This window comes from Nocardia sp. NPDC055053 (assembly GCF_053608285.1).
In genome coordinates this window covers 123,958-150,773 of the sequence record NZ_JBSGVD010000013.1, presented here as the reverse complement: position 1 = coordinate 150,773, position 26,816 = coordinate 123,958, and the positions used below count along the sequence as shown (strand labels likewise).

General features: G+C 66.4%; 23 protein-coding genes. 8 read left to right on the top strand and 15 right to left on the bottom strand.

All coding sequences use genetic code 11. The annotated features are described in order from the left end of the window. Positions 1 to 86: 86 nt before the first annotated feature. Positions 87 to 623: a GNAT family N-acetyltransferase gene (locus ACWF82_RS16460; RefSeq protein ID WP_452501950.1), complete on the top strand. Its 537-nt coding sequence runs from the start codon at positions 87 to 89 to the stop codon at positions 621 to 623. A gap of 61 nt (positions 624 to 684) precedes the next feature. Then, positions 685 to 1,248 (top strand): AAA family ATPase, encoded by a 564-nt coding sequence (locus ACWF82_RS16455; protein ID WP_452501948.1) that lies wholly within the window; start codon positions 685 to 687, stop codon positions 1,246 to 1,248. 79 nt (positions 1,249 to 1,327) lie between these two features. Here ACWF82_RS16455 and ACWF82_RS16450 read toward each other — a convergent pair whose 3' ends face one another. The 7 genes from ACWF82_RS16450 to ACWF82_RS16420 all read right to left on the bottom strand — a co-directional run bounded on the left by ACWF82_RS16450 (position 1,328) and on the right by ACWF82_RS16420 (position 10,955). After that, positions 1,328 to 1,972 carry a hypothetical protein gene (locus ACWF82_RS16450; protein ID WP_452501946.1) on the bottom strand — a complete coding sequence of 215 codons (645 nt, stop codon included), beginning with the start codon at positions 1,970 to 1,972 and terminating at the stop codon, positions 1,328 to 1,330. A gap of 2 nt (positions 1,973 to 1,974) precedes the next feature. Further along, complete coding sequence (locus tag ACWF82_RS16445; RefSeq protein ID WP_452501944.1) at positions 1,975 to 3,651, bottom strand: ABC transporter family substrate-binding protein; 1,677 nt, start codon at positions 3,649 to 3,651, stop codon at positions 1,975 to 1,977. Between the two features lie 48 nt (positions 3,652 to 3,699). Beyond that, positions 3,700 to 5,376 (bottom strand): ABC transporter family substrate-binding protein, encoded by a 1,677-nt coding sequence (locus tag ACWF82_RS16440; protein ID WP_452501942.1) that lies wholly within the window; start codon positions 5,374 to 5,376, stop codon positions 3,700 to 3,702. 83 nt (positions 5,377 to 5,459) lie between these two features. Further along, entirely contained in the window at positions 5,460 to 7,154 is a 1,695-nt protein-coding gene (locus ACWF82_RS16435; protein WP_452501940.1) for an ABC transporter family substrate-binding protein, read from the bottom strand. A 17-nt stretch (positions 7,155 to 7,171) separates the two neighbouring features. Further along, the gene (locus tag ACWF82_RS16430; protein ID WP_452501938.1) at positions 7,172 to 9,016 is read right to left on the bottom strand and encodes an ABC transporter ATP-binding protein; all 1,845 of its coding nucleotides are present in this window, start codon (positions 9,014 to 9,016) and stop codon (positions 7,172 to 7,174) included. Continuing rightward, positions 9,013 to 9,981, bottom strand: coding sequence for an ABC transporter permease subunit (locus ACWF82_RS16425; RefSeq protein ID WP_452501936.1), 969 nt, complete (start codon positions 9,979 to 9,981; stop codon positions 9,013 to 9,015). Before ACWF82_RS16425 ends, ACWF82_RS16430 begins: the two co-directional genes overlap by 4 nt. After that, positions 9,978 to 10,955, bottom strand: coding sequence for an ABC transporter permease (locus tag ACWF82_RS16420; protein ID WP_452501934.1), 978 nt, complete (start codon positions 10,953 to 10,955; stop codon positions 9,978 to 9,980). Before ACWF82_RS16420 ends, ACWF82_RS16425 begins: the two co-directional genes overlap by 4 nt. 77 nt (positions 10,956 to 11,032) lie before the next feature. Between ACWF82_RS16420 and ACWF82_RS16415 the strand changes: the two genes are divergently transcribed. Then, positions 11,033 to 11,869: an HAD family hydrolase gene (locus tag ACWF82_RS16415; protein ID WP_452501932.1), complete on the top strand. Its 837-nt coding sequence runs from the start codon at positions 11,033 to 11,035 to the stop codon at positions 11,867 to 11,869. Between the two features lie 114 nt (positions 11,870 to 11,983). On the opposite strand, the gene ACWF82_RS16410 is transcribed toward ACWF82_RS16415, so the two are convergent. After that, entirely contained in the window at positions 11,984 to 14,692 is a 2,709-nt protein-coding gene (locus ACWF82_RS16410; protein WP_452501930.1) for an N-acetylmuramoyl-L-alanine amidase, read from the bottom strand. Between the two features lie 238 nt (positions 14,693 to 14,930). On the opposite strand from ACWF82_RS16410, the gene ACWF82_RS16405 reads away from it, so the two are divergent. Further along, a complete protein-coding gene (locus ACWF82_RS16405) occupies positions 14,931 to 16,511 on the top strand; it encodes a SpoIID/LytB domain-containing protein (protein ID WP_452501929.1) in 1,581 nt (526 codons plus the stop codon). On the opposite strand, the gene ACWF82_RS16400 is transcribed toward ACWF82_RS16405, so the two are convergent. Then, positions 16,428 to 16,928 carry a MarR family winged helix-turn-helix transcriptional regulator gene (locus ACWF82_RS16400; RefSeq protein ID WP_452501927.1) on the bottom strand — a complete coding sequence of 167 codons (501 nt, stop codon included), beginning with the start codon at positions 16,926 to 16,928 and terminating at the stop codon, positions 16,428 to 16,430. The genes ACWF82_RS16405 and ACWF82_RS16400 overlap by 84 nt on opposite strands. A 102-nt stretch (positions 16,929 to 17,030) precedes the next feature. On the opposite strand from ACWF82_RS16400, the gene ACWF82_RS16395 reads away from it, so the two are divergent. Beyond that, positions 17,031 to 17,975 carry an EamA family transporter gene (locus ACWF82_RS16395; protein ID WP_452501925.1) on the top strand — a complete coding sequence of 315 codons (945 nt, stop codon included), beginning with the start codon at positions 17,031 to 17,033 and terminating at the stop codon, positions 17,973 to 17,975. A gap of 183 nt (positions 17,976 to 18,158) precedes the next feature. Next, positions 18,159 to 18,920, top strand: coding sequence for a MerR family transcriptional regulator (locus ACWF82_RS16390; protein WP_452501923.1), 762 nt, complete (start codon positions 18,159 to 18,161; stop codon positions 18,918 to 18,920). Between the two features lie 13 nt (positions 18,921 to 18,933). On the opposite strand, the gene ACWF82_RS16385 is transcribed toward ACWF82_RS16390, so the two are convergent. From ACWF82_RS16385 to ACWF82_RS16375, 3 genes are read right to left on the bottom strand one after another with little or no spacing between them, the layout of a single operon-like run. Continuing rightward, complete coding sequence (locus ACWF82_RS16385; protein ID WP_452501921.1) at positions 18,934 to 20,400, bottom strand: SagB family peptide dehydrogenase; 1,467 nt, start codon at positions 20,398 to 20,400, stop codon at positions 18,934 to 18,936. Then, complete coding sequence (locus tag ACWF82_RS16380; protein ID WP_452502012.1) at positions 20,366 to 21,457, bottom strand: thiopeptide maturation pyridine synthase; 1,092 nt, start codon at positions 21,455 to 21,457, stop codon at positions 20,366 to 20,368. The genes ACWF82_RS16385 and ACWF82_RS16380 overlap by 35 nt, the downstream gene beginning before the upstream one ends. A gap of 5 nt (positions 21,458 to 21,462) precedes the next feature. Beyond that, positions 21,463 to 22,569, bottom strand: a complete 1,107-nt coding sequence (locus tag ACWF82_RS16375; RefSeq protein WP_452501919.1) for a cytochrome P450 — start codon at positions 22,567 to 22,569, stop codon at positions 21,463 to 21,465. Positions 22,570 to 22,862: 293 nt separating this feature from the next. Here ACWF82_RS16375 and ACWF82_RS16370 point away from each other — a divergent pair, with 293 nt between their 5' ends. Continuing rightward, entirely contained in the window at positions 22,863 to 23,036 is a 174-nt protein-coding gene (locus ACWF82_RS16370) for a thiomuracin/GE37468 family thiazolyl RiPP peptide (protein WP_452501917.1), read from the top strand. 78 nt (positions 23,037 to 23,114) lie between these two features. Here the strand turns inward: ACWF82_RS16370 and ACWF82_RS16365 are convergent, their stop codons facing one another. Continuing rightward, a complete protein-coding gene (locus ACWF82_RS16365; RefSeq protein WP_452501915.1) occupies positions 23,115 to 23,567 on the bottom strand; it encodes a hypothetical protein in 453 nt (150 codons plus the stop codon). A gap of 41 nt (positions 23,568 to 23,608) precedes the next feature. Next, on the bottom strand, positions 23,609 to 24,040 hold the full coding sequence (locus ACWF82_RS16360) for an uL11 family ribosomal protein (protein ID WP_452501913.1): 432 nt from the start codon (positions 24,038 to 24,040) through the stop codon (positions 23,609 to 23,611). A 398-nt stretch (positions 24,041 to 24,438) separates the two neighbouring features. Here ACWF82_RS16360 and ACWF82_RS16355 point away from each other — a divergent pair, with 398 nt between their 5' ends. Further along, on the top strand, positions 24,439 to 24,864 hold the full coding sequence (locus ACWF82_RS16355) for a MerR family transcriptional regulator (protein ID WP_452501911.1): 426 nt from the start codon (positions 24,439 to 24,441) through the stop codon (positions 24,862 to 24,864). A 5-nt stretch (positions 24,865 to 24,869) separates the two neighbouring features. On the opposite strand, the gene ACWF82_RS16350 is transcribed toward ACWF82_RS16355, so the two are convergent. Further along, the gene (locus ACWF82_RS16350; protein WP_452501910.1) at positions 24,870 to 26,816 is read right to left on the bottom strand and encodes a TOMM precursor leader peptide-binding protein; all 1,947 of its coding nucleotides are present in this window, start codon (positions 26,814 to 26,816) and stop codon (positions 24,870 to 24,872) included.

The window sequence follows — 26,816 nt, the reverse complement described above, 5'->3', positions numbered from 1 at the left end:
CAGGTCAAGAGGTCAAGTGGTCAGACCAGTTGCCCTGGGGTCGGTGACCCGGCACGCGCCGCCGTTATGTCAGGGACGATCACGGGATGAACGATCGATGGCCCGAGCAACTAATAGCGCGTCCCATGACCCACAGCGACGCCCACCAAGTGTCCAGCTGGCGATACAGCGGACCATGGCAGGTCTACAACCTGACTACCGCCGACGAGCTGTCCACCGCCGACGACGGATACATGACGGTGGAGGACGCCGACACCGGCCGAATCATCGGGTTCTACTGCACTGGAACAGAAGCGCGAGTGCCGGGCCTCATCGAAGACCCCAACGTCATCGACCTCGGCGTCGGGATGGCTCCCCACTGGGTCGGCAAAGGTCACGGCATGCGCTTCGGCACCGCTGTCATCACACAGCTCCGCCGCACCCACCCGTCGACTCCAATTCGCGCCGTCATCCAAACCTGGAACACGAGAAGCCGACAGCTGTTCCGCCGACTGGGATTCATCGAGTGCGGCGAGCACCACTGCGTCCAAAGCGGCCAGAAGGTCGCCTACATCGTTGCGATACTTTTCGCCACCGAGCTCCCCGGCCCGACCACTAAAAACTGGCCAAATCAGACTGAATAGTCCAGTGTCTCAATACTGCTCCTGCACCAACAAGACAGCGTCGTTCCGTCATGATGTCTCGGTGGACAAACTTCTGGTACTGGTCAACGGCCTGCCAGGCTCGGGCAAATCGACGTTGGGCAGATCATTGGCCCAGACGCTACGAGCCCAGTTCCTGTCCAAGGACATCGTGAAAGAGGCACTGGCTACCTGCGTCGACGACGCATTGGCGATCCCCGAAATCGGCGGGATCGCGATGGACGCGCTGTGGGCACTGGCACGGGCGACGCCGGAAACCGTGGTCGTCGACTCGTGGTGGTTCAAGCCACGGGACCTGCAATTCGCCGTTGCAGGCGTCCAGCAATCCGGGGCCGACCTGGCTGTCGAAGTCTGGTGCGACGTCCCAGCCGAGGTGGCAAGAGCCCGCTATGCGACCAGGCGCCGAGCCGGGCTGCACCGGGACGAACAGCGCCTGGCCGACGACTGGACGGTGTGGGCTGAGCAGGCCGAGCCACTCGGGTTCACGCCCGCCGTCGTCGTCGACACGACCCGGCCAGTCGACTACACCGACCTTGTTGAGCAAATCAAGCTCGTAGCCATCCCACTTCCGTCTGATCCGGCCCCGCACGACGTGGGACGCGACTAAAAGGACACCGCCGACGTGGGTTTGCTCCATGGTCGCGGGAAAGCCGTTGCGGCACGACGTGAGACAGCTGGCAGCAGGATCAGCTCGGGTCGGAGCCGCGGATGGCGGAGAGCCAGGTGAAGGTGGCTGCGGTGACGGTGGTGGCGCCGATGAAGGCGGCGATGCCGCCGTTCATGACGTAGATCCACAGGAGGCCGGCGATGGGGGCGGCTACCGCGGGCTGGACGTCGAGGATCAGGCGGCGGGGGATGCCGAATGTGGGTTCCTCGGTGGGGCGGCTCGGGTTGTCGATCAGTTTGCCCGCGGGCTCGGTGGTGCGGACCCGGCCGGAGGGGTAGAAGCGGGTGTCGCCCGCGCGGATCGTGCGGCCGGTCAGTTCCAGGTCGGTGGGGGTCAACGCGGACAGGCTCGGTTCGTAGAAGACCGGCTGCCACACCATCCGATCCCCACTGGTGATCTCCAGCCACGACCGGCTCACCAGCCGATGCTGCTGCCGGACTCGCTTCCCACCCACCGTGCCGGTCGCCACGAGACCGGTCGGGATGACGCCGAAGGCGAGCCCGAGCTGGTAGGCGGTGACAGCGAGGATCGCCAGGGCGACCGCGGCGAGCGCGCTCAGCTGGTCGAGGTCGGCGAACGGCACCCACGCGGCGGTGACCGCGAGGGTGCCGGACGTGACCAGCAAAGGGTAGGTGAGCGCGCGCGCCGGGCTCGAGCTACGCACTGCTACTTCACGAAGCCGATCTTGGTGTAGTCCAGCGAGGCCAGACCCGCCGCACCGAAGTTGGCCAGGTTGTCCCGGACCGCCACATTGCCCGGCGACTGCATCAGCGGAAGGGAGTGCCCCTCCTCGAAGACCTTCCGGTCGACCTGGTTCGCCAGTTCGATGGCTTTGGCCGGGTCGAGTTCGGACACGGTCTGCTCGATCAAGGCATTGAGCTCGGGTGAACCGATCCGGCCGTAGTTTCCCTGAACATCGTCGGGGTAGAGACCGAAGACCTGGGGCAGGCTGCTGAGCGGGAACGGATCACCGACCCAACTCCACTGGCCGACATCGAAATTGCCCGGAGTGATGTTCTCAGCGAAGAATCCGGCACCGGGCTTCGTTTCGATGATCAGCTTGACGCCGATCTGGGCAAGATTCTGCTGGATGATCTGCGCGATGCTGATCCAGGTATCGGCGTTGTACATCACGTCGCGGATCTCGAGCTTGCGGCCGTCCTTCTCGCGGACATCACCGTTGAGCTTCCAGCCGAGCGCATCGAGTTCGTCGGCAGCTGCTGTGGGATCGAACCCTAGGCTGTTGTCCCGGTAGCCCTGCTGACCGGCCACATATACGTGATTGTTGAGCGGTTTCGGGTCCTGCACCATGCCGTTCTGGATCGCGTTGGCGATGCCTTGCCGGTCGATGGCCTTCGAAATAGCCACGCGCACACCTTGCTCGGCCAAGATCGAGCCTGGCGCACCGTTGAAGGTCAGATGCGACCACTGGTTGCCTGGTGCCCGGCGAATGGCGATGCCGGGGGTACTGCGCGCGGTCTGCATCTCATTGATATCGGCCAGGCCGACGGCGTCGATCTCGTTGTTCTGCAATGCGGGCAACCTCGCGGCGCTGTCGAGCACGCTGAAGGTGATGGTGTCGAGCTTGGGCGTGTTGCCCCACCAGCGCGGGTTGCGTTCCAGGACAATGCGGCCTTGACCGCGGTCGACGGACTGCACGATGAACGGACCCGCCGATGGCCCCGGGCCGTCCACCAGACTCTTGTTGAACGCATCGGGACTGCTGGTCACGGACTTGGGAAACAGGAACGAATTTCCCGCGAACTGCCCACGCCACTCGGCGTAGTGCTGTTTGAACGTGATGATCGCCTGGCGATCGTCGACCCCGCGCTCGACCCGCTCGACCCGGTCGAAACCATTGGTCATGGCGATCAGATACGACTTGTCGTTCCCACTGAGCGCCCGCGCCTGCGAACTGATGTCTTCCCAGGTGATCGGCGAACCGTCCGACCAGACCGCCTTCGGGTTGATCGTGTAAGTCACCTGCTGTGGCTCGGTCGAGGTCATCGAGATATCGGTGAAATAGTCGGTATTGACCGATAATTCGGCGGCGGCATTCGTCGTGTAGGCGCGCGGCATCGTCGGCCGCAGCACACTCGAGACTTCCGCGTCGTTCCCGTCGGTATGCAGCCCGTTCCAATTCTGCGGGAGCGCGCCCACCGCCAGCCGCAGATTGCCGCCGTCGCGCAGCTCGCTGACATCCTTGGGGTTGATGTCGTTCGTCGTGCCGAGCGCCGCCTCACCGGTCGGTGAACTGTCATTTCCCGAGCCGCACCCGGCAGCGATCAGACTGACGACAACCAGAGGTATTGCCAAACGGGTTGTCATTGAACGAATCCGCATGGTCCGCTCCTTTCGAAGGTTCGCTGCACGAGTGCGGCGCGTCGACAGCTACTTGACGAAGCCGATCTTGGTGTAGTCGAGCGAAGCCAAGCCTGCCGCACCGAAGTTCGCCAGGTTGTCCCGCACCGCGACGTTGCCCGCGGACTGGAACAGGGGCAGGGAATGCCCCTCCTCGAAGATCTTTCGATCGAGCTCGTTGGCCAGCTGCTTCGCCTTGATCGGGTCGAGCTCGGAGACGGTCTGCTCGATCAGGGCGTTGATCTCAGCGGAGCCGATGCGGCCGTAGTTTCCCTGAATGTCGTCCGGGTTGTAGCCGTAGATCTGCGTCAGGCTGCTGAGCGGGAAGGGATCGCCTGCCCAGAACCACTGGCCGACGTCGAAGTTACCCGGCTGGAGCACATCCGAGAAGAGCCCGGCTCCTGGCTTCGTCTCGATCGTCAGCTTGACGCCGATCTGGGCGAGGTTCTGCTGGATGATCTGCCCGATCTGGATATTGGTCGGGTCGTTGTACATGACATCGCGGATCTCGAGCTTGCGCCCGTCCTTTTCGCGCACGTCGCCGTTGAGCTTCCAGCCGAGAGCGTCGAGCTCCTTGGCCGCGGCCGTCGGATCGAAGGGGAGGCTGTTGTCCTGGTAGCCGTCCTGGCCGCGCAGGTAGATGTGATTGTTCAGCGGCTGCGGATCCTGGACGAGCCCGTTCTGGACAGCGGTGACGATGCCCTGACGATCGATCGCCTTCGAGATCGCCACTCGAACACCCTGGTCGGCGAGGACAGAGCCGGGTGCGCCGTTGAACGTGAAGTGGCCCCAGCTGTTGCCGGGCGCTCGGCGAATCGCTACGCCAGCGGTGTCTCTCGCGGATTTCAACTCGTCGCGACTGGCAACGCCCACCGCATCGATCTCGTTGTTGAGCAGAGCGGGAACGAACGCCGAGCTGTCGAGCACGCTGAAGGTAATGGTGTCGAGCTTCGGCTTGTCGCCCCACCACTTCGGATTGTGCCCGAGGACGACCCGGTTCTGCCCCCGGTCGACGGACTGGACGACGAACGGGCCGGACGACGCGGTCAGCGCGTCGACCTGGCTGTTGTTGAAGGCTTCCGCCGTGCCTGTGACCGACTTCGGGAACAGGAAAGAGTTGCCTGCGAACTGGCCACGCCAGTCGGCATAGTGCTTTTTGAAGGTGATGACGGCCTGCTTGTCATCGACACCGCGCTCGACCTTCTCGACGCGATCGAAACCGCTGTTGTTGGCGATCAGGAAGGCCTTGTCGGCGCCACTGAGAGCCGCGGCCTGGGACTTGATGTCCTCCCAGGAAATCGGAGTCCCGTCCGTCCATACCGCTTTGGGGTTGATCGTGTACGTGACCTGCTGCGGATCGCTATTGGTCAAGGCGACATCGGTGAAGAAGTCGGTATTCACCGAGAGCTCCGCCGCCGCGTTCGTCTTGAAGGCTCGCGGCATGACCGGGCGCAGCAAAGCGCCGGTGTCACCGTCGTTGCCGTCGGTGTGCAGGTTGTTCCAGTTCTCGGGCAGGGAGGTCAGCGCCAGCCGCAGATTGCCACCGTCACGCAGTTCGCTGACATCCTTGGGGTTGATGTCGTTGGTGGTGCCGATCGCCGCGGAGCCTTCCGCTGCGACCTCTTCGCCCGAGCCGCACCCGGCAGCGAGCACACTGACTATGACCAGGGGTATTGCCAGTCGGGTGGTCATTGAACGAATCCGCATGGTTCGCTCCTTTCCGATATTTCGCTGCACAAGTGCGGCGCGTTTACCTCATGAGCCGGACGGCGTGAGTAGGGTAGCTGCGGCTATTTCACGAAGCCGATCTTCGTGTAGTCGTATGACGCCAATCCCGGCGAACCGATATTGGCGAGGGTGGTGCGGGCGCCGTAGCTGCCGTCGGACTGCATGAGCGGCAGGGAATGGCCTTCCTCGAAGACCATGCGGTCGACCTGGTTGGCCAGGTCGATGGACTTCTCGGGGTCGAGTTCGGTGAGGGTGCGTTCGATGAGGGCGTTGAGTTCGGGGGAGCCGATGCGGCCGTAGTTTCCCTGGAGGTCATTGGGGTCGTAGTAGTAGATCTGGCGGAGGCTGGCGAGGGGGAACGGGTCGCCCTGGAAGGTGAATTGGGCGGCGTCGAAATCGCCGGGCTGGATGACGTCGGTGAAAAGGCCCGCGGCGGGTTTGGTGTCGACCGTCAGGGCGACGCCGATCGCGGCCAGGTTCTGCTGGATGATCTGCGCGATCTGGACCCAGGTCGGGTCGTTGTACATGACGTCGCGGATGACGAGTTCGCGGCCGTCCTTTTCGCGGACGTCACCGTTGAGCTTCCAGCCGAGCGCGTCGAGTTCCTTGGCGGCGGCGGTGGGATCGAAGCCGAGGCTGTTGTCCTGGTAGCCCTTCTGGCCCTGGAGGAAGACGTGGTTGTTCAGCGGTTGGGGGTTCTCGACGAGGCCGTTCTGGATCGCGGAGACGATGCCCTTGCGGTCGATCGCCTTCGAGATCGCCACGCGCACAGCGGGGTCGGCGAGGATCGAGCCGGGCGCGCCGTTGAAGGTGATGTGGCGCCAGCGGTTGCCGGGGGCGCGGCGGACGACGAGTCCCTCGGTGCCGCGCACGGTCTTCACGTCGTCGATGGTGGTGAGCAGCGCGAGGTCGAGTTCGTTGTTCTGCAGGGCCTGCACCCACGACGATCGGTCGAGCACGCTGTAGGTGATGGTGTCGAGGACAGGCTTGTCGCCCCACCATTTGGGGTTGCGGCCCATGGTGATTCGGCCCTGGGCGCGGTCGGTACCGGTGATGACGAAGGGGCCCGCGGTGAGGCTGATCGCGTCGACGAGGCTGGTGTTGAACGCCTCGGGCGTGCTGGTCACCGACTTCGGGTACAGGGAGCTGTTGCCAGCGAACTGGCCGCGCCAGTCGGCGAACGGGGTGTTGAAGGTGAGGATCGCCTGACGGTCGTCGACGCCGCGCTCCACCTTCTCGACGAACTCGAAACCGCTGGTGATCGCGATCAGGTAGCGCTTGTCGCGGCCGCTGAGCGCGTTCGCCTGCGCGGCGATGTCCTCCCAGGTGATCGGCGAACCGTCCGACCACACCGCTTTCGGGTTGATCGTGTAGGTCACCCGCATCGGGTCGGTGCTGGTCAGCGCGATATCGGTGAAGTAGTCGGTGTCCACGCTGAGCTGTCCGGCCGCGTCGATCTCGAACGAGCGCGGCATCATCGGCCGCAGGATGTCGGCGATCTCGGCCTCGTTGCCGTCATTGGACAGCGTGTTCCAGTTCGCCGGATACGAGGTGGTGGCCAGCCGCAGATTCCCGCCCTCGCGCAGCGCGTCCAATCCCTGGGGGTTGATATCGCTGGTCGTCCCGAGCGCATCGCTGAGGCCGGTCGCCGATTCCTCACCCGCCCCACACCCCGCCACGATCATCCCGGCCGCCACCACGACGGCGGCGCAGCGCAGCCGACCGCGGCGACGGGACTGCATTCCTCGGGATCTCATGGCGTGCCTCCTGATGCTCAGCCGCTGACGACGGGTTCCGGGACTGCCGCGATCAGCGCGCGCGTGTACTCGTGCTGAGGATTCGCGAAGATCTGCTCGGCCGGGCCGGATTCGACGATCTTGCCGCGCAACATGACGGCGATGTCGTGGGCGAGATTGCGGACGACGGACAGGTCGTGCGAGACGAACAGGTAGGACAGTCCGCGCTCGGCCTGCAGCTCACGCAGCAGATTCAGCACGCCGGCCTGGATCGACACGTCCAGCGAGGAGACGGGTTCGTCGAGGACGAGCAGCTGGGGGTCGAGGGCGAGGGCGCGGGCGATGCTGATGCGCTGTTTCTGGCCGCCGGAGAAGTCGGCGGGGTAGCGCTCGGCGTGTTCGGGGCGCAGGCCGACCTGGCGCAGCAGCTCCGGGACCCGGCGGTTGACCTCCTCGCGGGAGCGGCCGTCGATGCGCAGCGGTTCGGCGAGCGCGTCGAAGATCGGCAGGCGCGGGTCGAGGGAGGCGCTGGGGTCCTGGAAGACGATCTGCATCTTGCGGCGGATCTCGCGGGTGCGGTCCCTGGTGAGGGTCGCGACGTCGTTGCCGAGGACCTCGATGCTGCCCGACTGCGGGCGGACCAGGTCCATGATCTGGGACAGGGTCGTCGACTTGCCCGAACCGGATTCGCCGACCAGCGCCAGGGTGCGGCCGGAGCGCACGGCGAAGCTGATGCCGTCGACGGCGCGGACCTCGCCGGTCTTGCGGCGCAGCAGCACGCCGGAGGTGAGCGCGAAGGTCTTCACCAGGTCGGTGACTCGCAGGACCACATCGGAATCGGTGGCGTCGGGCCGCGCCGGTTCGGGGATCTCCTTGCGGTAGGCCTCGAACAGCTGGGACGTGCCGATCTCGGCGGTGCGGATGCAGGCCGCCGAGTGCCGGGGCGCGACCTTCTCCAGCGGCGGTTCGGCGGCGGTGCAGTCGTCGATGGCGATCGGGCAGCGCGGCGCGAACGAGCAGCCACGCGGCAGATCGTGCATGGCGGGCGGCGCGCCGACGATCGGGATCAGCGGCACGCGCGGCGGGCCGTCCATGCGCGGGATCGAGCCGAGCAGACCCACCGTGTACGGCATCCGTGGCGCGGTGAAAAGTTCTGCGACCGGGGCGGTTTCGACGACCTTGCCCGCGTACATGACAGCGACCCGGTCGGCGATCGTGGCCGCGATGCCCATGTCGTGGGTGATCATGATGACGCCGGCGCCGGTGATGTCGCGTGCCTTGCGCAGCAGGTCCAGGATCTGGCGCTGCACCGTCACGTCGAGCGCGGTGGTCGGCTCGTCGCAGATGATCAGCGCCGGATCGTTGGCGATGGCCATGGCGATCACCACGCGCTGGCGCATACCGCCGGAGAACTCGTGCGGGAATGCCCGCGAGCGCAGGCGCGCGTCGGGGATGCCGACGAGTTCGAGCAGCTCGATCGCGCGTTCGCCCGCTTCCTTGCGGCTCATCGAGCCGTGCGCGAGCAGCGCCTCCGCTACCTGGTCGCCGACCCGGTACACCGGGGTCAGCGCCGAGAGCGGGTCCTGGAAGACCATGCTGATCGAGGAGCCGCGCAGCTTCGACATCTGCTTGTCGCCCAGGCCGAGCAGCTCGCGGCCGCGCAGCCGGATCGAGCCCTGCACGCGCGCCTGTTCGGGCAGCAGGCCGATCACGGCCAGCGAGGACACCGACTTGCCGGAACCGGACTCGCCGACGATCGCGAGCACCTCGCCGTCGGCGACGGTGTAGTTCACCCCGCGCACGGCGTCGACGCGGCCTTCCTCACCGGGGAAGGAAACCCGCAGGTCGGTCACTTCGAGCAAGGGTGCGGTGGACGTGGTCATCGCTTCTCGGCTTTCTTCAACTCCACCTGCGCCTCGTCCTTCTGCTCGGCGACCTCCTTGCGCGCCTTGCGGGCACCGCGGGCACCCGGGTCGAAGGCGTCACGCAGGCCGTCGCCGACGAGGTTGGCGCACAACACGATCGTGATCAGCAGGCCACCGGCGAACAGGAACAGCCACGGGTAGGTCAGCGCGGACTTGGTGCCCGCGGCGATCAGCGAACCCAGCGACACATCGGGCGGCTGGACACCGAAACCGAGGAAGCTCAAACCTGTTTCGGCGCTGATCGCGGCGCCCACGGCCAGGGTGGTGTCGATGATCAGGATCGAGGCGATGTTCGGGATGATGTGGCTGAGGATGACCTTGTGCGTCGGGGCGCCCATATACCGTGCGGCGCGGATGAATTCGCGTTCACGCAGGCTCAGGGTGAGACCACGGATGATGCGGGCCGAGATCATCCAGCCGAATACGCTGAGCAGCACGATCAGGATCGCGATCGAACCGGAACCCTTGGTGCGCGGCGCGAACAGCGCGATGATGATGAACGCGGGCACGACCAGCAGCAGGTCGACCAGCCACATGATGGCCCGGTCGGTCCAGCCGCCGAGCAGCCCGGCCAGCGCGCCCGCCGTGGAGGCGATGATGCTGGAGAACAGCGCTACACAGAATCCGATGATCAGCGATTTCTGCAGGCCCCGCATGGTCTGGGCGAGCACATCCTGGCCGATCTGGGTGGTGCCGAACGGATGCTCGGGGCTCGGCGGCTTCAGTAGCGCCGTGTAGTCCATCTGCTGGTAGTCCCACGGCAGTAGCGGGGGCAGCGCGAAACTGACGATCACCAGCAGGAGCAGGATCACCGCGCCGACGACGGCGGGCTTGTTGCGCAGGAAACGGCGCCAGACCAGCTTGCGGCGCCCGGCCGCGACCGCCTCGGGTGCGCCGACGACGATGATTTCGGTTTCGGTCACGAGACACGCACCCTCGGGTCCAGAAGCGCCAGCACGACATCGGAGAGCAGACCCGACACGAGCACAACCAGCCCGGCGAAGGTCGCCACCGTGACGACGATGTACAGATCCTGGGCGTTGATCCCGTCGATGAACCATTCACCGACGCCATGCCAGCCGAAGATCTTCTCGACGAAGGTCGCTCCGGTGATCAATCCGCCGAGGCTGTAGGCGAACATGGTCGCCATCGGGATCAGGGCGGTGCGCAGGCCGTGTTTGTACAGCGCGCGACGGTGACTGAGGCCCTTGGACCTGGCGGTGCGGATGAAATCGCTCTGCAGCACGTCGAGCATCGCGTTGCGCTGATAGCGGCTGTACCCGGCCGCGGCACCGAGTACCAGCACCAGCGTCGGCAGCACGAGATGCTGTGCGCGGTCGACGAATTGGTTCCACAAGCCGACGACCTGGGTGGCCGAGGTCTCGCCGGTGTAGAGGAAGATCTGCGTGCCGGTGGCCGTATTGATTTGCAGCGCACCGTATTTCATCAGGGTGGCCAGCAGGAACACCGGCGTCGAGATGATCAGCAGTGACACCACGGTCGTGAAATAGTCGCTGAACTTGTACTGCCGGATCGCGCCCGCCGCGCCGATCAGCACGCCGAGGATGGTGCCGATGACCGAGCCGAGGATCAGCAGCCGCAGGCTCACCGCCACCCGCCTGCCCAGTTCCTCGCTCACCGGCTGGCCGGCCAGCGTCGTCCCGAAATCCCCTTGCACGACGCCGCCGAGCCAGGTGAGATAGCGCTGAGGGATCGGCTCGTCGAGGTGCAATTGCTCGGCCTTGGCGTCGATGACCGACTGCGGCGGGCGCGGATTGCGCTGCTCGAGGCTGTCGAGCGGGCGGAATGTGAGCGAGGCCAGGCTGAACGTCAGGAACGAGGCCAGCAGCAAGAGCACGACGTAGTTGAGCGCGCGCCGCAACAGAAAGCCGGTCATCAGTCCCCTCTGGATCGGGTATTCAGGCCCTGATCATAAGGACAGTCCGCCGTCCCCGCGTGGCGACGTGCGGCAGGATGGAATGGATGACGCCCCTGCACCCGAAACCGAAGTTGGTGGCCACCGATGTCGATGGCACGCTGATCGACGACGCGGACAAGGTATCTGCCCGCACCAAGTCCGCCGTCAACGCGCTCGTCGCCGACGGCGCCACCTTCGTGCTCGCCACCGGCAGGCCGCCGCGCTGGATCGATCCGGTCGTCAGCGAACTCGGGTACGCGCCGCTCGCGGTGTGCGGCAACGGCGCTGTCATCTACGACAGCGCCAACGACCGCGTCCTGTCCAGCCACACCCTCGACGTCGAGACCCTCGGCTGGCTGGCCGAACTGGCCGAACACGCGCTACCCGGCTGCGGACTGGCCACCGAGCGCGTCGGCGCGAGCGCGCACGACGCCGCCACCCCGCAGTTCGTCAGCTCGCCGAACTACGAGCACGCCTGGCTCAACCCCGACGACACCGTCGTCTCACACGCCGAGGTCATCGACTCGCCCGCGATCAAGATGCTGATCCGGCTCAGCTCGGCCCGCAGTTCGCAGATGCGCGCCGCGCTCGCGCCGCTGATCGGGGACCGCGCCGAGATCACCTACTCCACCGAGAACGGGCTGATCGAGCTGGCGGTGCCGCGGGTGACCAAGGCGTCCGGGCTGGCCGAGGTGGCACGGCGGGTCGGCGTCGAGGACGCGTCGATCGTCGCGTTCGGTGACATGCCCAACGACGTGCCGATGCTGACGATGGCCGGCCACGGTGTCGCGATGGGCAACGCGCACCCGGAAGCACGTGCCGCCGCGAACGAGGTCACCGGAAGCAACATCGACAACGGCGTCGCGATGGTCCTCGAACGCTGGTGGTCCTGAACTGGGCGGATGAGCACGGCTTACGCCATCACGGCGTGGTGATCTTGGTCGGACAAGTAACGGCCGGTGCCCTCGGGTGGAGGGGCACCGGCCGTTCTTCGCCATGACCGGGGGTTAGCCGACCGGGGCGGGCTCTGCGGCTACCGGCGGTTGGGCCGGTGCCGGATCGGCGGGTACTGGGTCAGCCGCGCCGGGTGCGACGGCCTGTGGGGCCGGTGCGGGTGCGGCCGGTGCGGGTGCGGCGGCCTGCGGGCCCGCGGGGGCGGCGGGTTCGGTCGACGGACCGGCGGGGGCGGCGGGTTCGGTCGACGGACCGGCGGGGGCGGCCGGTTCCGTCGGTGAACCAGCGGGGGCCGCCGGGGGCGTGGGCACCCTCGACGTGGGCGCCGTGGTGGCTGGCGCCTGTTCGGGCTTGGTGTTCATCCCCTCCATCTCTTCCTCGTAGGTCTCGTTGTAGGTCTTCCAGAACGTGGTGACGATGCCGGTGAGCTCGTTGAGGACCAGCGAACCGTTCTGGAAATCAGTGCGCAGACCGTCCGGCACCAGGTAGGCGCTGCCGGTCGGCAGGCCGAGTACGCCCGCGTCGGCACCCAGGCTCAGGTAGCGGTCCAGGATCGCGCCGACCACCTCGAAGACCTGGCCGTTCTCGCCGGAGAAGACGTAGCCGTTGGCGAACTTCGCGTACTGGCGACCCTGCGAGCCCGACAGCAGATCCGACTGTGGCGCGCCGAGCGGACCGTCGACACCGCCGCGGCTCACCCAGTGCCTGGCGATCTCGTTCTCGCCGGACAGGCCGAGCAGTTTGTCGACCAGCGCGCCCAGTTCGGCCATGTTGCCCTGCGGTGCGCGGGCCTGCCTGCTCGGCGGACGGGAAGGCGTCGCTGGTGAGGAATAGGTGCCCGCGTTGCCCGCGGCGATATTGCGGATCCGGTCCATCAGCGCGTAGAGGGCGTCACCGGGGCAGTCGGTGTTGCCGACGTCACGGTGGGCGAACACCACCGGCAGGTCGACCGCTTCGTCCAGGGCGTACGGGGTGAACTCGGTGCCCTCGGAATACATCGTCGTGTTGCCCTTGGGGTTCAGCCCGGCGATCTTGGTCCGCCAGCCGATGAACTTGCCCATCGCGTTGAGCGAGGCCTCGCTGGGTGACTCGGACTCGTAGTTGCCCATCAGCGCCACGCCAGCGGTGTTCTCGTTGAAACCACCCGCGTGCGCGCCCTGCACCGCGCGATCGAGACCGCCGTAGCGACCCTCGAAGATCTGGCCGTACTGGTCGACCAGGGCGTTGTAGCCGATGTCGCACCAGCCGAGGGTTTCGGCGTGATAGGCGTAGATCGCCCGGACGATGCCCGCCGACTCCGCGCGGCTGTATTCGTTGCGGCCGGCCGTGTGATGCACGGTGACGCCGCCGACGCCATCGTCGTAGGTGGGTTCCTCGCAGCGGATCGACTCGTCGGCACCCCATTGCGCGCGGGTGATGACCTTCGGTCCGCCGCCGGGCAGCGCTGCCGCGACGTCGGTGAGTCCGGCGTCGATGGCGGCGCGGCCGGGGTTGATCAGGATGGCTTTGAGCGCGGCCTCGGTGAGATGGGCCGGGTCGTGGTCGCGGCCCGCTGTCGGCTTGCGGGTCACCAGCATCTGCACGGCGGTGGTATCGCCGACGTAGATCGGCTCGGTGCCGGTCAGTGTGTCGGCTGGGGTTTGGTCGGTGGCCCTGGTGTCGAGCGGATCGGCGTCGTACCAGGGGCCCCAGTTGCCGTCCTGCTGCCGGGCACGCAGCTTGGTCGTGGTGTTCGCCAGATCGCGCGCGGTGACGGCGACCATGCTGAACGGGGTGTCCTGGGTGAGCTCCTTGACCTGGGCGCCGACCTGGTCGACCAGGTCGGGGGCGACCGCGCCGGGGGAGAGCGCGGGGGTGTCGGGAGTGGTGCCGGGTTCCAGGTTGTCCGGGTCGGCGATGAACTTGATGCCGGTCGGACGGTGGGCGACCGGGGCACCTGCGGGGGGAGGCGTCGCAGGTGCGGCCGGTGCCGGGGCGGTAGATGTCGGCGATACGGGCGCCGCCGGAGCTGCGGGTGCCGCCGGGGCTGGTGCCCCTGGAGCTGGCGCCGCAGGTGCGGCCGGAGCTGCGGGGGCCGGCGCCGCGCCCGCGCCGGGTGCTGCCGGTGCTGGTGCGGCTGGTGCCCCGGTCGCTGCCGGTGCTGGTCCCGCGGGGGCACCCGGTGCTGCGGGGGCTGGCGCCGCGGGTGCGGCCGGAGCTGCGGGGGCTGGCGCCGCGCCCGCGCCGGGTGCTGCTGGTGCTGGTGCCCCGGGTGCGGCCGGTGCTGCGGGGGCAGGTGCCGCGGGTGCGGCCGGTGCTGCGGCGGGCGGCGGTGCCGGTGGCGCGGTCGGGACCGCCGTGCTCGGCGCCGGTGGACGCGCGGGTGCGCCACCCTGCTGGGCGGGTGCGGGCGCGGCGGTGGTCGTTGTCGGCTGTGCCTTTGTCGGGAGCGGCGGCAGCACGATCTCGGTCGGCAGCGCCACGCCCGGCGGAACGGGCAATCCCGGCGGCACCGGAATCGAGGTCGGCAGCGGCAGCATCTGCAGATCCGATAAGTGCAGATCGGGTAGGTCGAGACCGGTCAGCTCGCGTAGCGGGACAGTGATGTCGGGGACGGAGGTCAGCGCGACCTCGGCCAGCTGTGCCGGCACCGCCTCGAGCTGGTCGTTTGTGCTGCGGTAATCGGTCGAGTCGCTCAGCGCGAAGGCGCCGACAGGAGCGGCGACGGCGAGCGTGGTGACCACCGGGAGCACGTAGGAACGTTTCGGCTTTCGATTACGCACGTGCCTTCTCCAATCAGGGTCGAGCTCGTAGACCTTGGTGATTCAGGGGGCGATCACCGGCAAGTGATGCTTGCTTCCTCTTGCCTCACACACCACACTAGTTAACATACGTCACATATCTAAACCTCAACTTGAGGATTATGTGATTGCTCGAATGTAGCCTTCGGAACCCGCTCGGCGGTGACGACATGCCGACGCGAGCTCCGCCGGTCGAACCACCGAACCGTGGGAGCGCAGGATGAGAGCCGACACCAAGATCAACCGCAGTACCCGCCGAGGGACAAGGCGGCGCAGCGTGCCGATGCTGCGGACCGCGCCGCTGCCGGTCCTCGTCGGCGGCACCGCACTGGCGCTGACCGGCGCGATCGGGCTGTGGCAGATCCTGCCCGGCCAGGTCGCGCCGACGGTCGGAGCCGGTCACGGCCGCGGGATGAGCCAGGTCGGCGCGTTCGACAGCGCCAGGGAAGGCTGGACCGCCGAGGAGATCCTCGGGCACTACTACCCGGGCGCCGCCCTCGGCCAGGTCGGGCCGACCGCCATCGGCGTCAGGCTGCAGGCCCAGGACGACGCCACCCTAGACACCTACGCTGCCGCCGGCGCGCAGGTCGCGGGCCGGATGATCGGCCCGGGCGAGGCGGCGCACCTCACTCCGCTGCCGGACGGCGGCGCGAGCGTCGTGGTGACCACGGGCTGCGACGGCGAGGTGCTGTGGCAGGCCGCGACCGACGATCCGTTCGTCTACCCCGTCGATGCCGGGCCTGGCAGGCCCGCCGACGAACACCTCACCCTGTGCGGCGGCACCGCCTATCGCGGCGCGCTCGGCGTCGCGCTGGAGGGTGGTGCGTACCGGACCGTCAATCGGGTGGACCTCGACGACTACCTCGCCGGCCTGCTGCCCGCGGAGATGCAGGCGAACTGGGCCGATCAGGGCGCGTTCGAAGCGTTGCGCGCGCAGGCGATCGCGGCCCGTTCCTACGCGCTCGCGGAGAACCGCTACCCCTACGCGCAGACCTGCGACACCACCGATTGCCAGGTGTATCCCGGTACGGTGAAAGAGGATTCGCGCACCACCGAAGCCGTCGCGGCGACCACGGGCACGGTGCTGCTGCGCGACGGGCTGATCCTGCGCTCGGAGTACTCCGCGGCTCCCGATGGCGGCAGGCCCGCCGATATCGAGACCTTCGCCGTCGGCCCCGCGCCCGACGAACTCGTCGAAACCGCCCCCGCGCCAACGGCTCCCGCGCCGACGGATCCCACCTACCCGACCGAGCCTGATCCGACGATCGAGGCGCTGGCGGGCGAGAGCGTCATCGACGCCGAGTACCGCCGGATCGGCGGTGCGGAGAGTGCGATCGGCGCGCCGATCGGGCCGGAAATGCAACTGCCGCAACGGGCGGGCACCTACCGGCTGTACACGAACGGTGTCATCGTGGCGACGAAGACGCTCGGCGCGCAGGTCGTCGACTTCTCGACGCTGCTCCAGCTCGTTCCGGGCGCGGGTGATCAGCTGCCGCCGTCGGCGTCGGGGGAGCCGAGGGTGACGACGCCGGAAGGCTCGGCGCCAACGGATGGCACGCCGGGTGCCCAGATCCCGGCGCAACCCGGCGACCCGACGCTGGGTGCGGGTGCTGTGCCGCCGCCGGATGCGGGCGGTGCGCCGGTGGCTGGTGTGCCGCTGGAGACGCCGGTGTACGGCCCGGCGAATCCGGCTGCCGCGCCGGGGCTCTACGCCGGGTCAGTCGAGGGTGGTGTCGTCCAGGCCGACAGCCAGGACACGCAGCAGACCGGCGAGTTGTTCGCGATCCTCGGCCCCCAGTGACGCGAGCAGCCGCTGCTCGTTCGCCATGTGCAGCGGCAGGAGGCGGTCGACCAGTTCCAGCCCCTCGTCGGTGAGCTGGACGAAGACCGACCGGCGGTCGTCGGCCGACGGGACACGCCGGACCAGGTTCTTCGCGGCCAGCCGGTCGATCCGGTTGGTGATCGCGCCGGAGGTGACCATGGCGGCCCGGTTGAGCGAGCCCGCGGTCAGGCCGGTGTCGCCGCCGGAGCGGCGCAGCGTGGCCAGCACGTCGAACTCCCAGAATTCCAGGCCGTGAACTGCGAAGAAGCGTTTGAGGTCCTGCTCGAGGACGCGCGAGAGCCGGGTGATCCGGCCGACGATCGCCATCGGTGACACGTCGACATCGGGTCGTTCGGCCCGCCAGTGCTCGGTGATCAGGTCGACGGCATCCCGCATGCGCTTTCCTCTCGGTTGACAATCTTAATGTTCATCTACTTGACGCTGAGCCATCCCGCCGGGTAGATATTTCAATGTTGAGATTATCAATCAGGAGTGAACATGACGACCGCAACCCGCCCGACCGGCTACGCGGGCACCCTCGCACTCACCGCCATCACCCCGATCGTGTGGGGCTCCACCTACGCCGTCACCACCGAATTCCTGCCGCCGGACCGGCCCCTGTTCACCGCCCTGATGCGCGCCCTGCCCGCGGGTCTGGTGCTGCTGGCGCTGACCAGGGTGCTGCCGCGCGGCATCTGGCTCGGCCGCGCCGCGGTACTCGGCGTGCTCAATATCGGCGCGTTCTTCCCGCTGCTGTTCCTGGCCGCGTACCGGCTGCCCGGCGGCGTGGCCGGCGTGCTCGGCGCGGTGGCGCCGATGATCGCGCTCGGCTTCGCGGCCGTGCTGCTCGCCGAGGCGCCGACCCGGCGCAAGGTGATCGCCGGGGTGATCGGCGTCTTCGGCGTCGCGCTGGTCGTGCTCCGCGGTAATGCCGAGCTGGACACGATCGGTGTCGTCGCCGGACTCGCCGGCGCGGCGGCGATGTCGGCGGGCACCGTGCTGACCAAGAAGTGGGGACGCCCCGACGGCGTCGGTCCGCTGGCGATGACCGGCTGGCAGCTCACCGCGGGCGGTCTGTTCATCCTGCCGCTCGCGGTGCTCCTCGAAGGCGCTCCGCCCGCGCTCGACGGCGCCGCCATCGGTGGCTACCTGTACCTCGGCGTCATCGGCACCGCGCTCGCGTACTGGCTGTGGTTCCGCGGAATCTCGCGGGTGCCGGCGACTTCGGTGGCGTTCCTCGGTCTGCTGAGCCCGATGTCGGCCGCGGTGATCGGCTGGATCGCGCTCGGTCAGGCGCTCACTCCGTTGCAGATCCTCGGGCTGGTCATCGCCCTCGCCGGCACGGTGCTCGGCCAGCTTCCGGCAAGGCCCGCTCCGGAACCGGTTGCGCCGGAAAGCATGTCGGCCGCCGAAGGGGCGCAGGCGCCGGTCGCGGTGAAGTAGCTCCGCCACTCCCCGGCTGCGGGAATCGCCGGGCGACCCCACTCCTGCCAGGTCGCGCGGCGTATACCGCCGGTTTGCGCGCCGCGCTCGACGCGGGCTTTCTCAATCGGCAAAATAGATTTGACCTTGACGTTGCGTCAACTTACATGCTGGTTTCACCGACGAGGACGAAGGGAGAACGTCATGACAGCGGACGAATGGTCCATCCAGGATCTGGCCAAGACCGCGGGCACCACCAGCCGCACGCTGCGCCATTATGGTCAGCTCGGGTTGCTGGAACCGACTCGGGTCGGCGTCAACGGCTACCGCTACTACGACCAGGCTTCCCTCGTTCGCCTGCAGCGCATTCTGCTGCTTCGTGAACTCGGTCTCGGCCTTCCGGTCATAGCCGAGGTCCTCGCCGGCGAACAGGCCACTGCGGACGCGCTGCGCACCCACCTGAAACTGCTTCGGCAGCAACAGGATCGGATTCGGCGCCAGATCGCCTCAGTGACAACGACGCTGCACAAGACCGAAAGAGGTACACCGCTCATGGCTGAAGAAGTTTTCGACGGCTTCGATCACACCCAGTACAAGGACGAGGTGATCGAGCGTTGGGGCAAGGACGCGTACGAGAGCAACGACCGCTGGTGGCGCTCGATGTCCGACGCCGAGCGCCGGGCATTCCTGAAGACCCACGCCGACATCGCTGTCGACTACGGGAAGGCGCGTGACGCGGGACTTCCGGTCGACCACCCCGATGTTCACGCGATCGTCGCCAGGCATCACATCTGGATCAGCGACGGCCGTGGTGGGGCGGAGATCTCGCCGGAGATGCTGGTCAATCTCGGCGAGATGTATGTCGCCGATCCGCGATTCCGCGCCAACTACGACGTCCACGGCGAAGGCACGGCCGAGTACGTCCGGGACGCGATCAAGGCGTACGCCGGGAAACAACAAGCCTGATGTCCCCGGCCGGTTACGTACTCCTCGGCCGAACGCTGCCGAGGAGCATTTCGCCGACGCTGCTCTCCACCGTCCGCTCGGTACCGATGACTTCGGAGAACAGCGCTTCGTCGCCCGCTCCCAGCGCGCACGCCCCGATCCCGAGTGACGTCGCTACCAGATAGATCGACTGGTAGAGCACGCCGACATCTTTCAGGATCAGGGCGTAGGGAATGCTTTCGTAGGTTCGGAGCAGACGTCCGAACCGCGCGGAAATGATGAGGAGGACCTGCGGACGTTCCCGCGTGGCGACGGCTGCGCCCGCAGTCCTCAGCAATCGCTGCGCGGAGTCGCCATCCTGGTCGATCCGGCCCAGACTATGGCCGAATTTGTCGTAGTGATAGACGCCCGGCGACAGTCCGTCGACCAACCCGACGACCGGGTACAACTCGAGTTCATACGCCGAACCGCCGGACGGATACGGTGAACTGACGTACTCGGTGCCTCGGACAATCGATGTCGAACGGATGCGTGCCGTGCGATAGAGCAGTTCCGACAGCGTGCGCAGATCGAGCGGATTGTCGTTGTCGTGTTCGCGAACCGATTTGCGGGTTTCCATCGCCCATGCGAGCGGTACGTCGTCGGACATTTTCGTGGCCAAGTCGGGTTTCGGGAGGGCGATCTTCGCTCCCGCGTGCGGCTCCCGAAGTAGCGGTACGGATGGATGTAGCTGTTTGCCCCATTCGGTTCGCCCGAAACCGGCATCCGGGTAGGCGCCGTTGCCCACCCGGCTGCGGTGGTGGAACCACAGATCTTGAGTGGCCCACTGGCGCAGGTGCGCGGGCTCGTCGGCCGACGGGTCCGCGAGGACACCGGCGTAGCCGAGGTCGCGCAGGAAGCGATTCACCACGGTGGTCGGCAGGGTGCCCGCGGCGGGCTCGCCGGCTTCTCCGAGGGCCACCGCGCCCAGCACAGCCGCCAGGCTCGGATCGCTGATCTCGAGCCTGGCTGCGGCCAAGGGTGATTCGACGATCAGCGACTCGTGCTGTCGCCGGGATACGGCGAAGCGGGACAGCATCCTGCCGGTGGGATGAGCCGACGGCTCGTCCTCCTGGCTCGAGAAGCCCGCGGGCATCGGGCCGGTCGGGTACACGGAATACAGTCGCCGGGAATTCGAAGAGACCGTCAAGGTGAGCCAGCCGCCTGCACTCAGCGCACGAAGCACATCGGTGGAATCCGGTGGTTCGCTGTTCGCGCGGAGGTCGAGTCCGGTGGTCGCGAGGCGTTGCAGTAGCTGCACGTGGTCACTGCCTGCCCAGGGAAAGCTCTCGCTGTGCACCCAGAGACCTCGAAGCAAAAGGTGGAATTGCGCGCCGGTGTCGTCGGTGCCGATGGAAACACTCGGGCGCAAGCGGTACACATACTCGATCTTCGGCGGGCGATGGTTCGCCGCGCGTGGTGGCGTGTCACCCGCCATGGCTGGGCGAACGGGTTTGAGCATGGGTCACCAACTCCGTCGCCGAGACGCCGAAGTGGTCTTCGACGGCGTTCGCGATCATGTGGCACAGCAGTATTCGGTCTTTGGGAACCAGGCCGAGTTGCGTCAGGTGAAGATAGGTGAAGTTCAGCAGCAGGCGATAGATCGTGAAGTCCGTGCTGTCCTGCATTCGCGACCACTCGGGGTTGGCGAAGAGCCTGCGATGAAAGTCGCTGGCCTCGAGTCGCCGCTCTGCCCCTGGCCGCGGTGGCGGTGGCGGTGGAATCGGCAGCGAACCGTCGGCCAGCGCTCGCTGGATGCGATCACGAAACCGTCCGATGGTCAGGAACCATTCCGCGAGACGGTGATCCGGCTCGCGGTCGTGATCGATGGCTTCGACGATATCCGCGACGCGGGCCCGCAACGACTCCGCCGTCTGACGGTAGTTGTCGTCCCAGTGGCGGCGAAGCGCGACACCGTCGGCATTCTGGGCCAAGAAGCCTTCCGCATGGGAGCGGAAGGAGATGAAGCCTCTGGCTATGCCCTCGGCCGCGCCGAGATGCGCCGTCGCGACCATCAGGTCGAAGGCTCGCGACATGAGTTGTGGCCGTGCCGAACACGTTTCGTACGCGGTGAAGGTGAGATCGGTGGTATCGGCGTAGAAATCCGCCAGCAGTTCGGCGCCGCGGGAACTGCCCATGGCCTCGGTTCGGTCGTCGAACTCGGCGCGGAGCACAGTATTGTCCGGAACCCAGGGAGAAAGCGGACCCTTCTCGGCCTCGAGTTCGGCCAGCGTGCGGTGCTCGCGCGAGTGAAGCTCGATATCGAGCACTGTCGTCGACGGTTCGGCCGTCAGGTACCGGGAGAGTTCTCGCTCGGCGGTAGGCCACACCAGCTTCTCGAACGTGTGGTCATCGGTGCGGAAGTTGAGTCGCAAGTGTGGTCCGAGCCGCCAGTGGCGGGTCACCGACACGGCGTCGACGAAGGGGCGCAGGTCCCGGAAGACCGGACGGACGCCATTCAGCAGCAAGCCGGATTTGTCCGGCTGGTAGTAGTACACATGAATGCTCTTCCATCGCACAGTGATCACCCCCAGGTCACCGGAAGCCGTTCGGGTCCGTAGATGGACATCGCCGTGCGCATCGGGATCTCCCGGGCCGGGACGGCGAGGCGGAGACCGGGTAGCCCCTCGAAGAGGCCTCGATAGGCGATGCGCAGCACCAGCTTGGCGAATTGCGCTCCCAGGCACTTGTGCACCCCGTAGCCGAAGGAGAGGTGCCGATGGGCATCCGGTCGGCGCACATCGAGCCGGTCGGGATGCGCGAACACTTCTGGATCGCGGTTGACCACCGACAAGGCGACAGAGACCGTATCGTCCTTCCGAATCGGCTGCCCAGCCAGTTCGATGTCGGCGAGCGCCGCGCGACACGGCACTCCGACCTGGGTGATGCTGAGATACCGCAGGAGTTCGTCGACCGCGGTGTCGTCGGACGCGGGATCGGCGAGCATCCGTGCCAGCTCCGCTGGATGCTCGGCGAGCGCGAAGACCCCGAGCGAGATCATGTTCGAGGTGGTCTCGTGGCCACCGAGGATGACGGTCACCACGAGCTGGATCATTTCGTCGTCGGTGAACGCGGCGGGATCGGCCATCCACGCGGTCAGCGTGTCATCGCCGGGCACCTGCCTGCGGTGTCGCACCAACCGGCCGACGTAGTGGACGAGCTTCACCACGTCGGCGGACCGCGTTTCCGTGTCGGGCTTGGTGGTGATGCCGGTGCTGAGCTGTTCGACGAATTTCCGATGCGCCGGCGGAATTCCGATCAGTTCGCTGAGCGCCAGGGACGGAATCGTCATCGCGAACGCGGTGACCAGGTCTGTCGGTGGACCGAGCTCTCTGATTGCCGAGATCCGGTCGGTCACCAGACCTTCGATGGCAGGAGTGAGGACGCGGAGCCGCTGCTTCGTGAAATACTTGGCGAGTACTCGATGGTACCGGCTGTGATCTGGGCGATCCATGTTGGTGAATTGGCCGGGTGACGCCGCGACGCGCATATCGCCACCGGGACCGGCGAGCGGGAATCTGCGTAGATCAGAACGAGCGCTGAATCTTTCGTCGGCCAGGAAGTCGCGGGTCACCGCGTGGCCGGTGATCATCCACCCGGCATTGCCGTCATGGTGGGAAATCCGTACCACGGATTCGCCGGCCCGCTGTGTTCGAATGAGTTTCGGAGGATCGAAGGGGCATTCGGCGGCACGTTCCACGGAGATCGTCCGCGGTGTCGCGTCCTTCTGCACCGTGCACTCCCCTCGATCTACCGACGTAAGTCAAGGTAACAGCGGCCCGACCGGGGAGCCATAGTCTCAACCGGGCTAGATCGGGCCACTCGGCATCGCGAGGAACAGTCCGTTCCGGATCATGCGCCGCCCGAATAGATTTGCGAATCTAGGAGCGTAATCGACGGAACAAATAGGGGAGGAGGTGCACAATGAGCAACGACAACCGCAACGAATTCCATCGGAAGTTCGAAGAACTGCCGATGGAGGTCTTCGAACTGGGCGACGCCGGACTGTCGATCGAATCGCTGACCGAGGGTCACGGAATGATCGAGACCGGAGCGTCCTGCACGCCGTGCATTTGTGCGTGCTCGTGCTGCACCTAAGGGTGTCGCGGAGCATGACTCGCCGATAGTTCGGCGGCGGCCCAACGCGCCGTGAATCGACGGTGCGTTGGGCCGAGGCTACGAATTCTTCACGTCATCCGATCGCACGACACCCGCCGGCCACCAGAATGCCGCGGTCGACTGAGCGTGCCAGGACGCCGCCAACGTGACAACGGCAGCGCATTCGAGATAATGGCCCATCCGGATGGCAGTATCGATCTGCAATCGGGCGGATTCCTTGTCGCCGTCCATCGAGCACAAGAGTGCTCGACTGGTGGCCCGGACTGCTGGATGAACCTCGTCGACACCCAGCATGTCGTCGTCCGTGAACGCGTGGAAACCGAGTGTCGCTTCGGACAGATTCTGGTCGGCCAGGTGGCGGCCACAGCTTCCGATCATTTCCAGAACGACATCGACCAATTCATCGGCGGAGACGGAAGTCGTCAACTGCAGTGCCGCGTTCCCGAGCTCGTCGTCGCCGTCCAAGGCAGCCCGAACGAGCTCCGCGGCCCGCTGTGAGAGTTCATCCATTGTTTCCCCCGTGCCGAATTCTGAAATTTGCCTCGGACGGGCTAGCTTTCGACCTTGACGCCCATCGAACGTGCGGTGCCCGCGACGGATTTCATCGCCGCCTCCAGTGACACGGTGTTCAGATCGGTCAGTTTGCGTTGCGCGATCGACTTCAGCTGGCTGCTGGTCAGGACGCCGGCGGTAGTGGAGCCGGGTCGGCTGGAGCCGGACTGTACGCCGAGGGCTCTGCGAATGAGGAACGAGGTCGGCGGTGTCTTCAGCGTCATCTCGTAGCTGCGGTCTTCGAAGACCGTGATGACAGCCGGAATGACCTCGCCGCGCTGAGCCGCGGTCGCGGCGTCGTACTCCTTCTTGATATCGATCGTCTTGGCGCCTGTCGGGCCGAGCATCTTGCCGAGGTCGACCATGGCGGCATTGCCGGCCTCGAGGTTCAGTGTGACCTGGATGCTGACCTTTTTCTTCTTCGGAGGCATCGGTTAGTCCTTTCCATTCTTGGGTCGTCGATACCGCGTACCGCTGGCCGGGTTTGTGTCGACCATGGTTTGCCGCGCATGACTAAACTGCGGAAACTGGCTGGGGTTGCGTACGACCTTGCCGACGGCCATTCCGATGAGAAATCAGGTATGCCAAATTATCGAAGACGTCAGCTGTAATCGCATATCGATCCAGCATTCGCCGACAACACGCCCAAATCCGGTGGAACCGGAACCGCACTCCCCTCCTGATCATGCTGGATCAGCCGACGTAATAGCTCGTCGAGCACGATCAAAGCTACCGCAGGAAGATGGGTGAGTCAATCGCGTTGCCGCGCGTGTGGTGTCGAACTCCCTTGTTGCACTTGACGTTACGTCAACTGGCATCATGCGAAGGTATGGGGAGAGAGCAGCCGTCGAAAGTGTCGGTGACCTACGAGTGGTCGATCAAGGAACTGTCTAAAAAGGCTGGCGTGACCAGCCGAACTCTGCGCCATTACGCGCACATCGGCTTGCTCGAACCGAGCAGGACAGGCCCCAACGGGCTGCGCTACTACGACGCGGAGCGGGTGCTGGTTCTCCATCGGATTCTTGTCCTGCGTCACCTCGGTACAGACCTGAACACCATCAAGGAGGCGCTGGCTGCCGAACCGGTGGTGATGGAGTCGACGCTGCGGCGCCAGCTCGACCTCCTCGGAGCCGAGCGGAGCCGCATCGATCGGCAGATCAGCGCCGTAGAGGACGCGATGCGCAGGCTGCGCTCCGGCGAATACCTCGACATCACGGCGATGTTCGACGGGCTGAGTACCGAGGTGGCGTCCTAGGACCGTCAGGGAAAGGGGTGCGGATGCGGATTGAGCTCGTCTGGTTCCAGGTCGTGTGTGGCGTGACCGAGCAACACCGGCATCTTCAGCAGGCGTGGCACTCCGTCGACGCGCCGGAATCGGTGGCCGAATGTCATCGGCAGGGTTCCGGGGATGATCACCTTGACGCAGGCCAGACCGCCGGCGCGATGCTCCGGCGTTGTCTGGTCGACCACGATCACATCGAGGCCGTGCCGCGCGAGCCGGTCGATGACAGTGCGGAGGTCCACACCGAGATCGTCGGTTTCCGGCAGCTCGATCGGCGGGACGCGGTCGGTGGCGCCCGCCTGACGAAGAAACGCGAAGCGATCGAACACGGTGTGGTTGCCGTAGAGGATCGAATGATCCGACATCGCCCTGACCGCGTCGGGATCGGCCGCCATCTCGGCGGCTCGTTCTCGTTCGTTGCGGTAGCCACGCACCATCCCGGCGAGAATCGGCCCGAGCTCGTTCAACGCACTGCGCTGCGCTTGGTCGGGATCGAGATGTGATCCCGCCGCGCACACGACTTTGGGCAGTTCCGGATCGTCCGTCGGCGACACGGCCATTGCCCAGACGCTGGGGATTCCGTGCTCCATCGTGGTGTCGAAGAGCGTCACGTCGTATCCCGACTCGTCTTCGATGACGCGATGCAGGACGGCGGTCTCCCGCGAGCTCCCGGCTGGATCGATGCGCGGTACCGGGAGCCGCGCGTACCAGGTCATCAGGAACGCGTCACGTTCGATCGTTTCCAGGATCCCGTAGAGAATCGCCTCCTCGAGGCAGCCGCCCAGCGCGCAGCCGTTCGAGATCTCGTACAGGAACGGCCTCGGGTCCTCATCGCGTCGCGGTGCCCGGTAGTAGGCGTAGGACTCGGGCACGAGGATCGGAGCCTGGCGCGTGAACGAATATCCCCAGACCCACGGGTACACCCGGGTGTCGTCGAATTGCTCGAAGCCGAAGTCCGGCCTGCGATAGCTTTCCGCGGGATGCAGGGCCAGCTGACGCGGGTCGACGGCCTCGGAAGCGATCTGGCGGAAGCTGGATCGGACAACCGTCCGCTTACCCCCCGGATACAAGCCACCATGCCGCTCCAGCGCCTCGAGCAGTGCGATGAGCTCGCTCGAGCGGTAGTTGGCCGTCCGTCCCCAGCCCCGTTCGATCCCTCCGCCCCGGAGACCGAAAGGGGCCGCGGCGACAGCGAGACCGCCTTCGTTGCCGCGGCTGAACTCCCTGATGAGTCCGCACTCGGCGTCAACGTACAGCGCGCGTAGTGCGTCGAATTCGTGGTGTACATCCCGGACGCGATATGTCTTCGGTGCGAGTTTGGTGACGGCACCGATCGTGACCGCCGCCAGTTCCGGGTCGTCCGGCCGCAGGCTCCCGCACGTGGAACACAGGGGATCCGGCAGGAACGAATGCGTGGTGAAGGACAGGTCGGCCAGCTCGACGATCACGATGCCGCGGTGAATCCGCATCGGCTCGGCGTCGGTGAGTCGTCGCCATTCGTCGTCGACCAGTTCGGCGACGAATTCCGCTGCCAGTGCGGTCAAAGCTCGCGGAGGCACTGTCGCGAGTTCCTTCGAATTGCGCTCGCGCACAGCGTCCCAGCCGGACGGGTCCTTCCGGGTGCGGCGCCGGCGGGTCTCGGTGCACGTGCCGCAGCCCGGCGTCCCGGTGATTTCCAGTGGTCCGACGACGGCACGTGAGATCTCGGTGTGGATCGGCAGCCAAGGCACCTGTGCCGTTTGTGCGGCGGCTCGAACGAGGTCGTGTGCGCTGGTATCCCAGCAATCGGTCACACTCACCACCGCGGAGCAGGCGGCAAGCTGGTCGGGGGCGTCCAAGGAGATCGTTTGCGTATTGCCGACCCGGTCGCGAATCGCCCGCGCGATGTCGCCGCTGCCGATGATCCCGAGTGTCTTTCCGGTCAT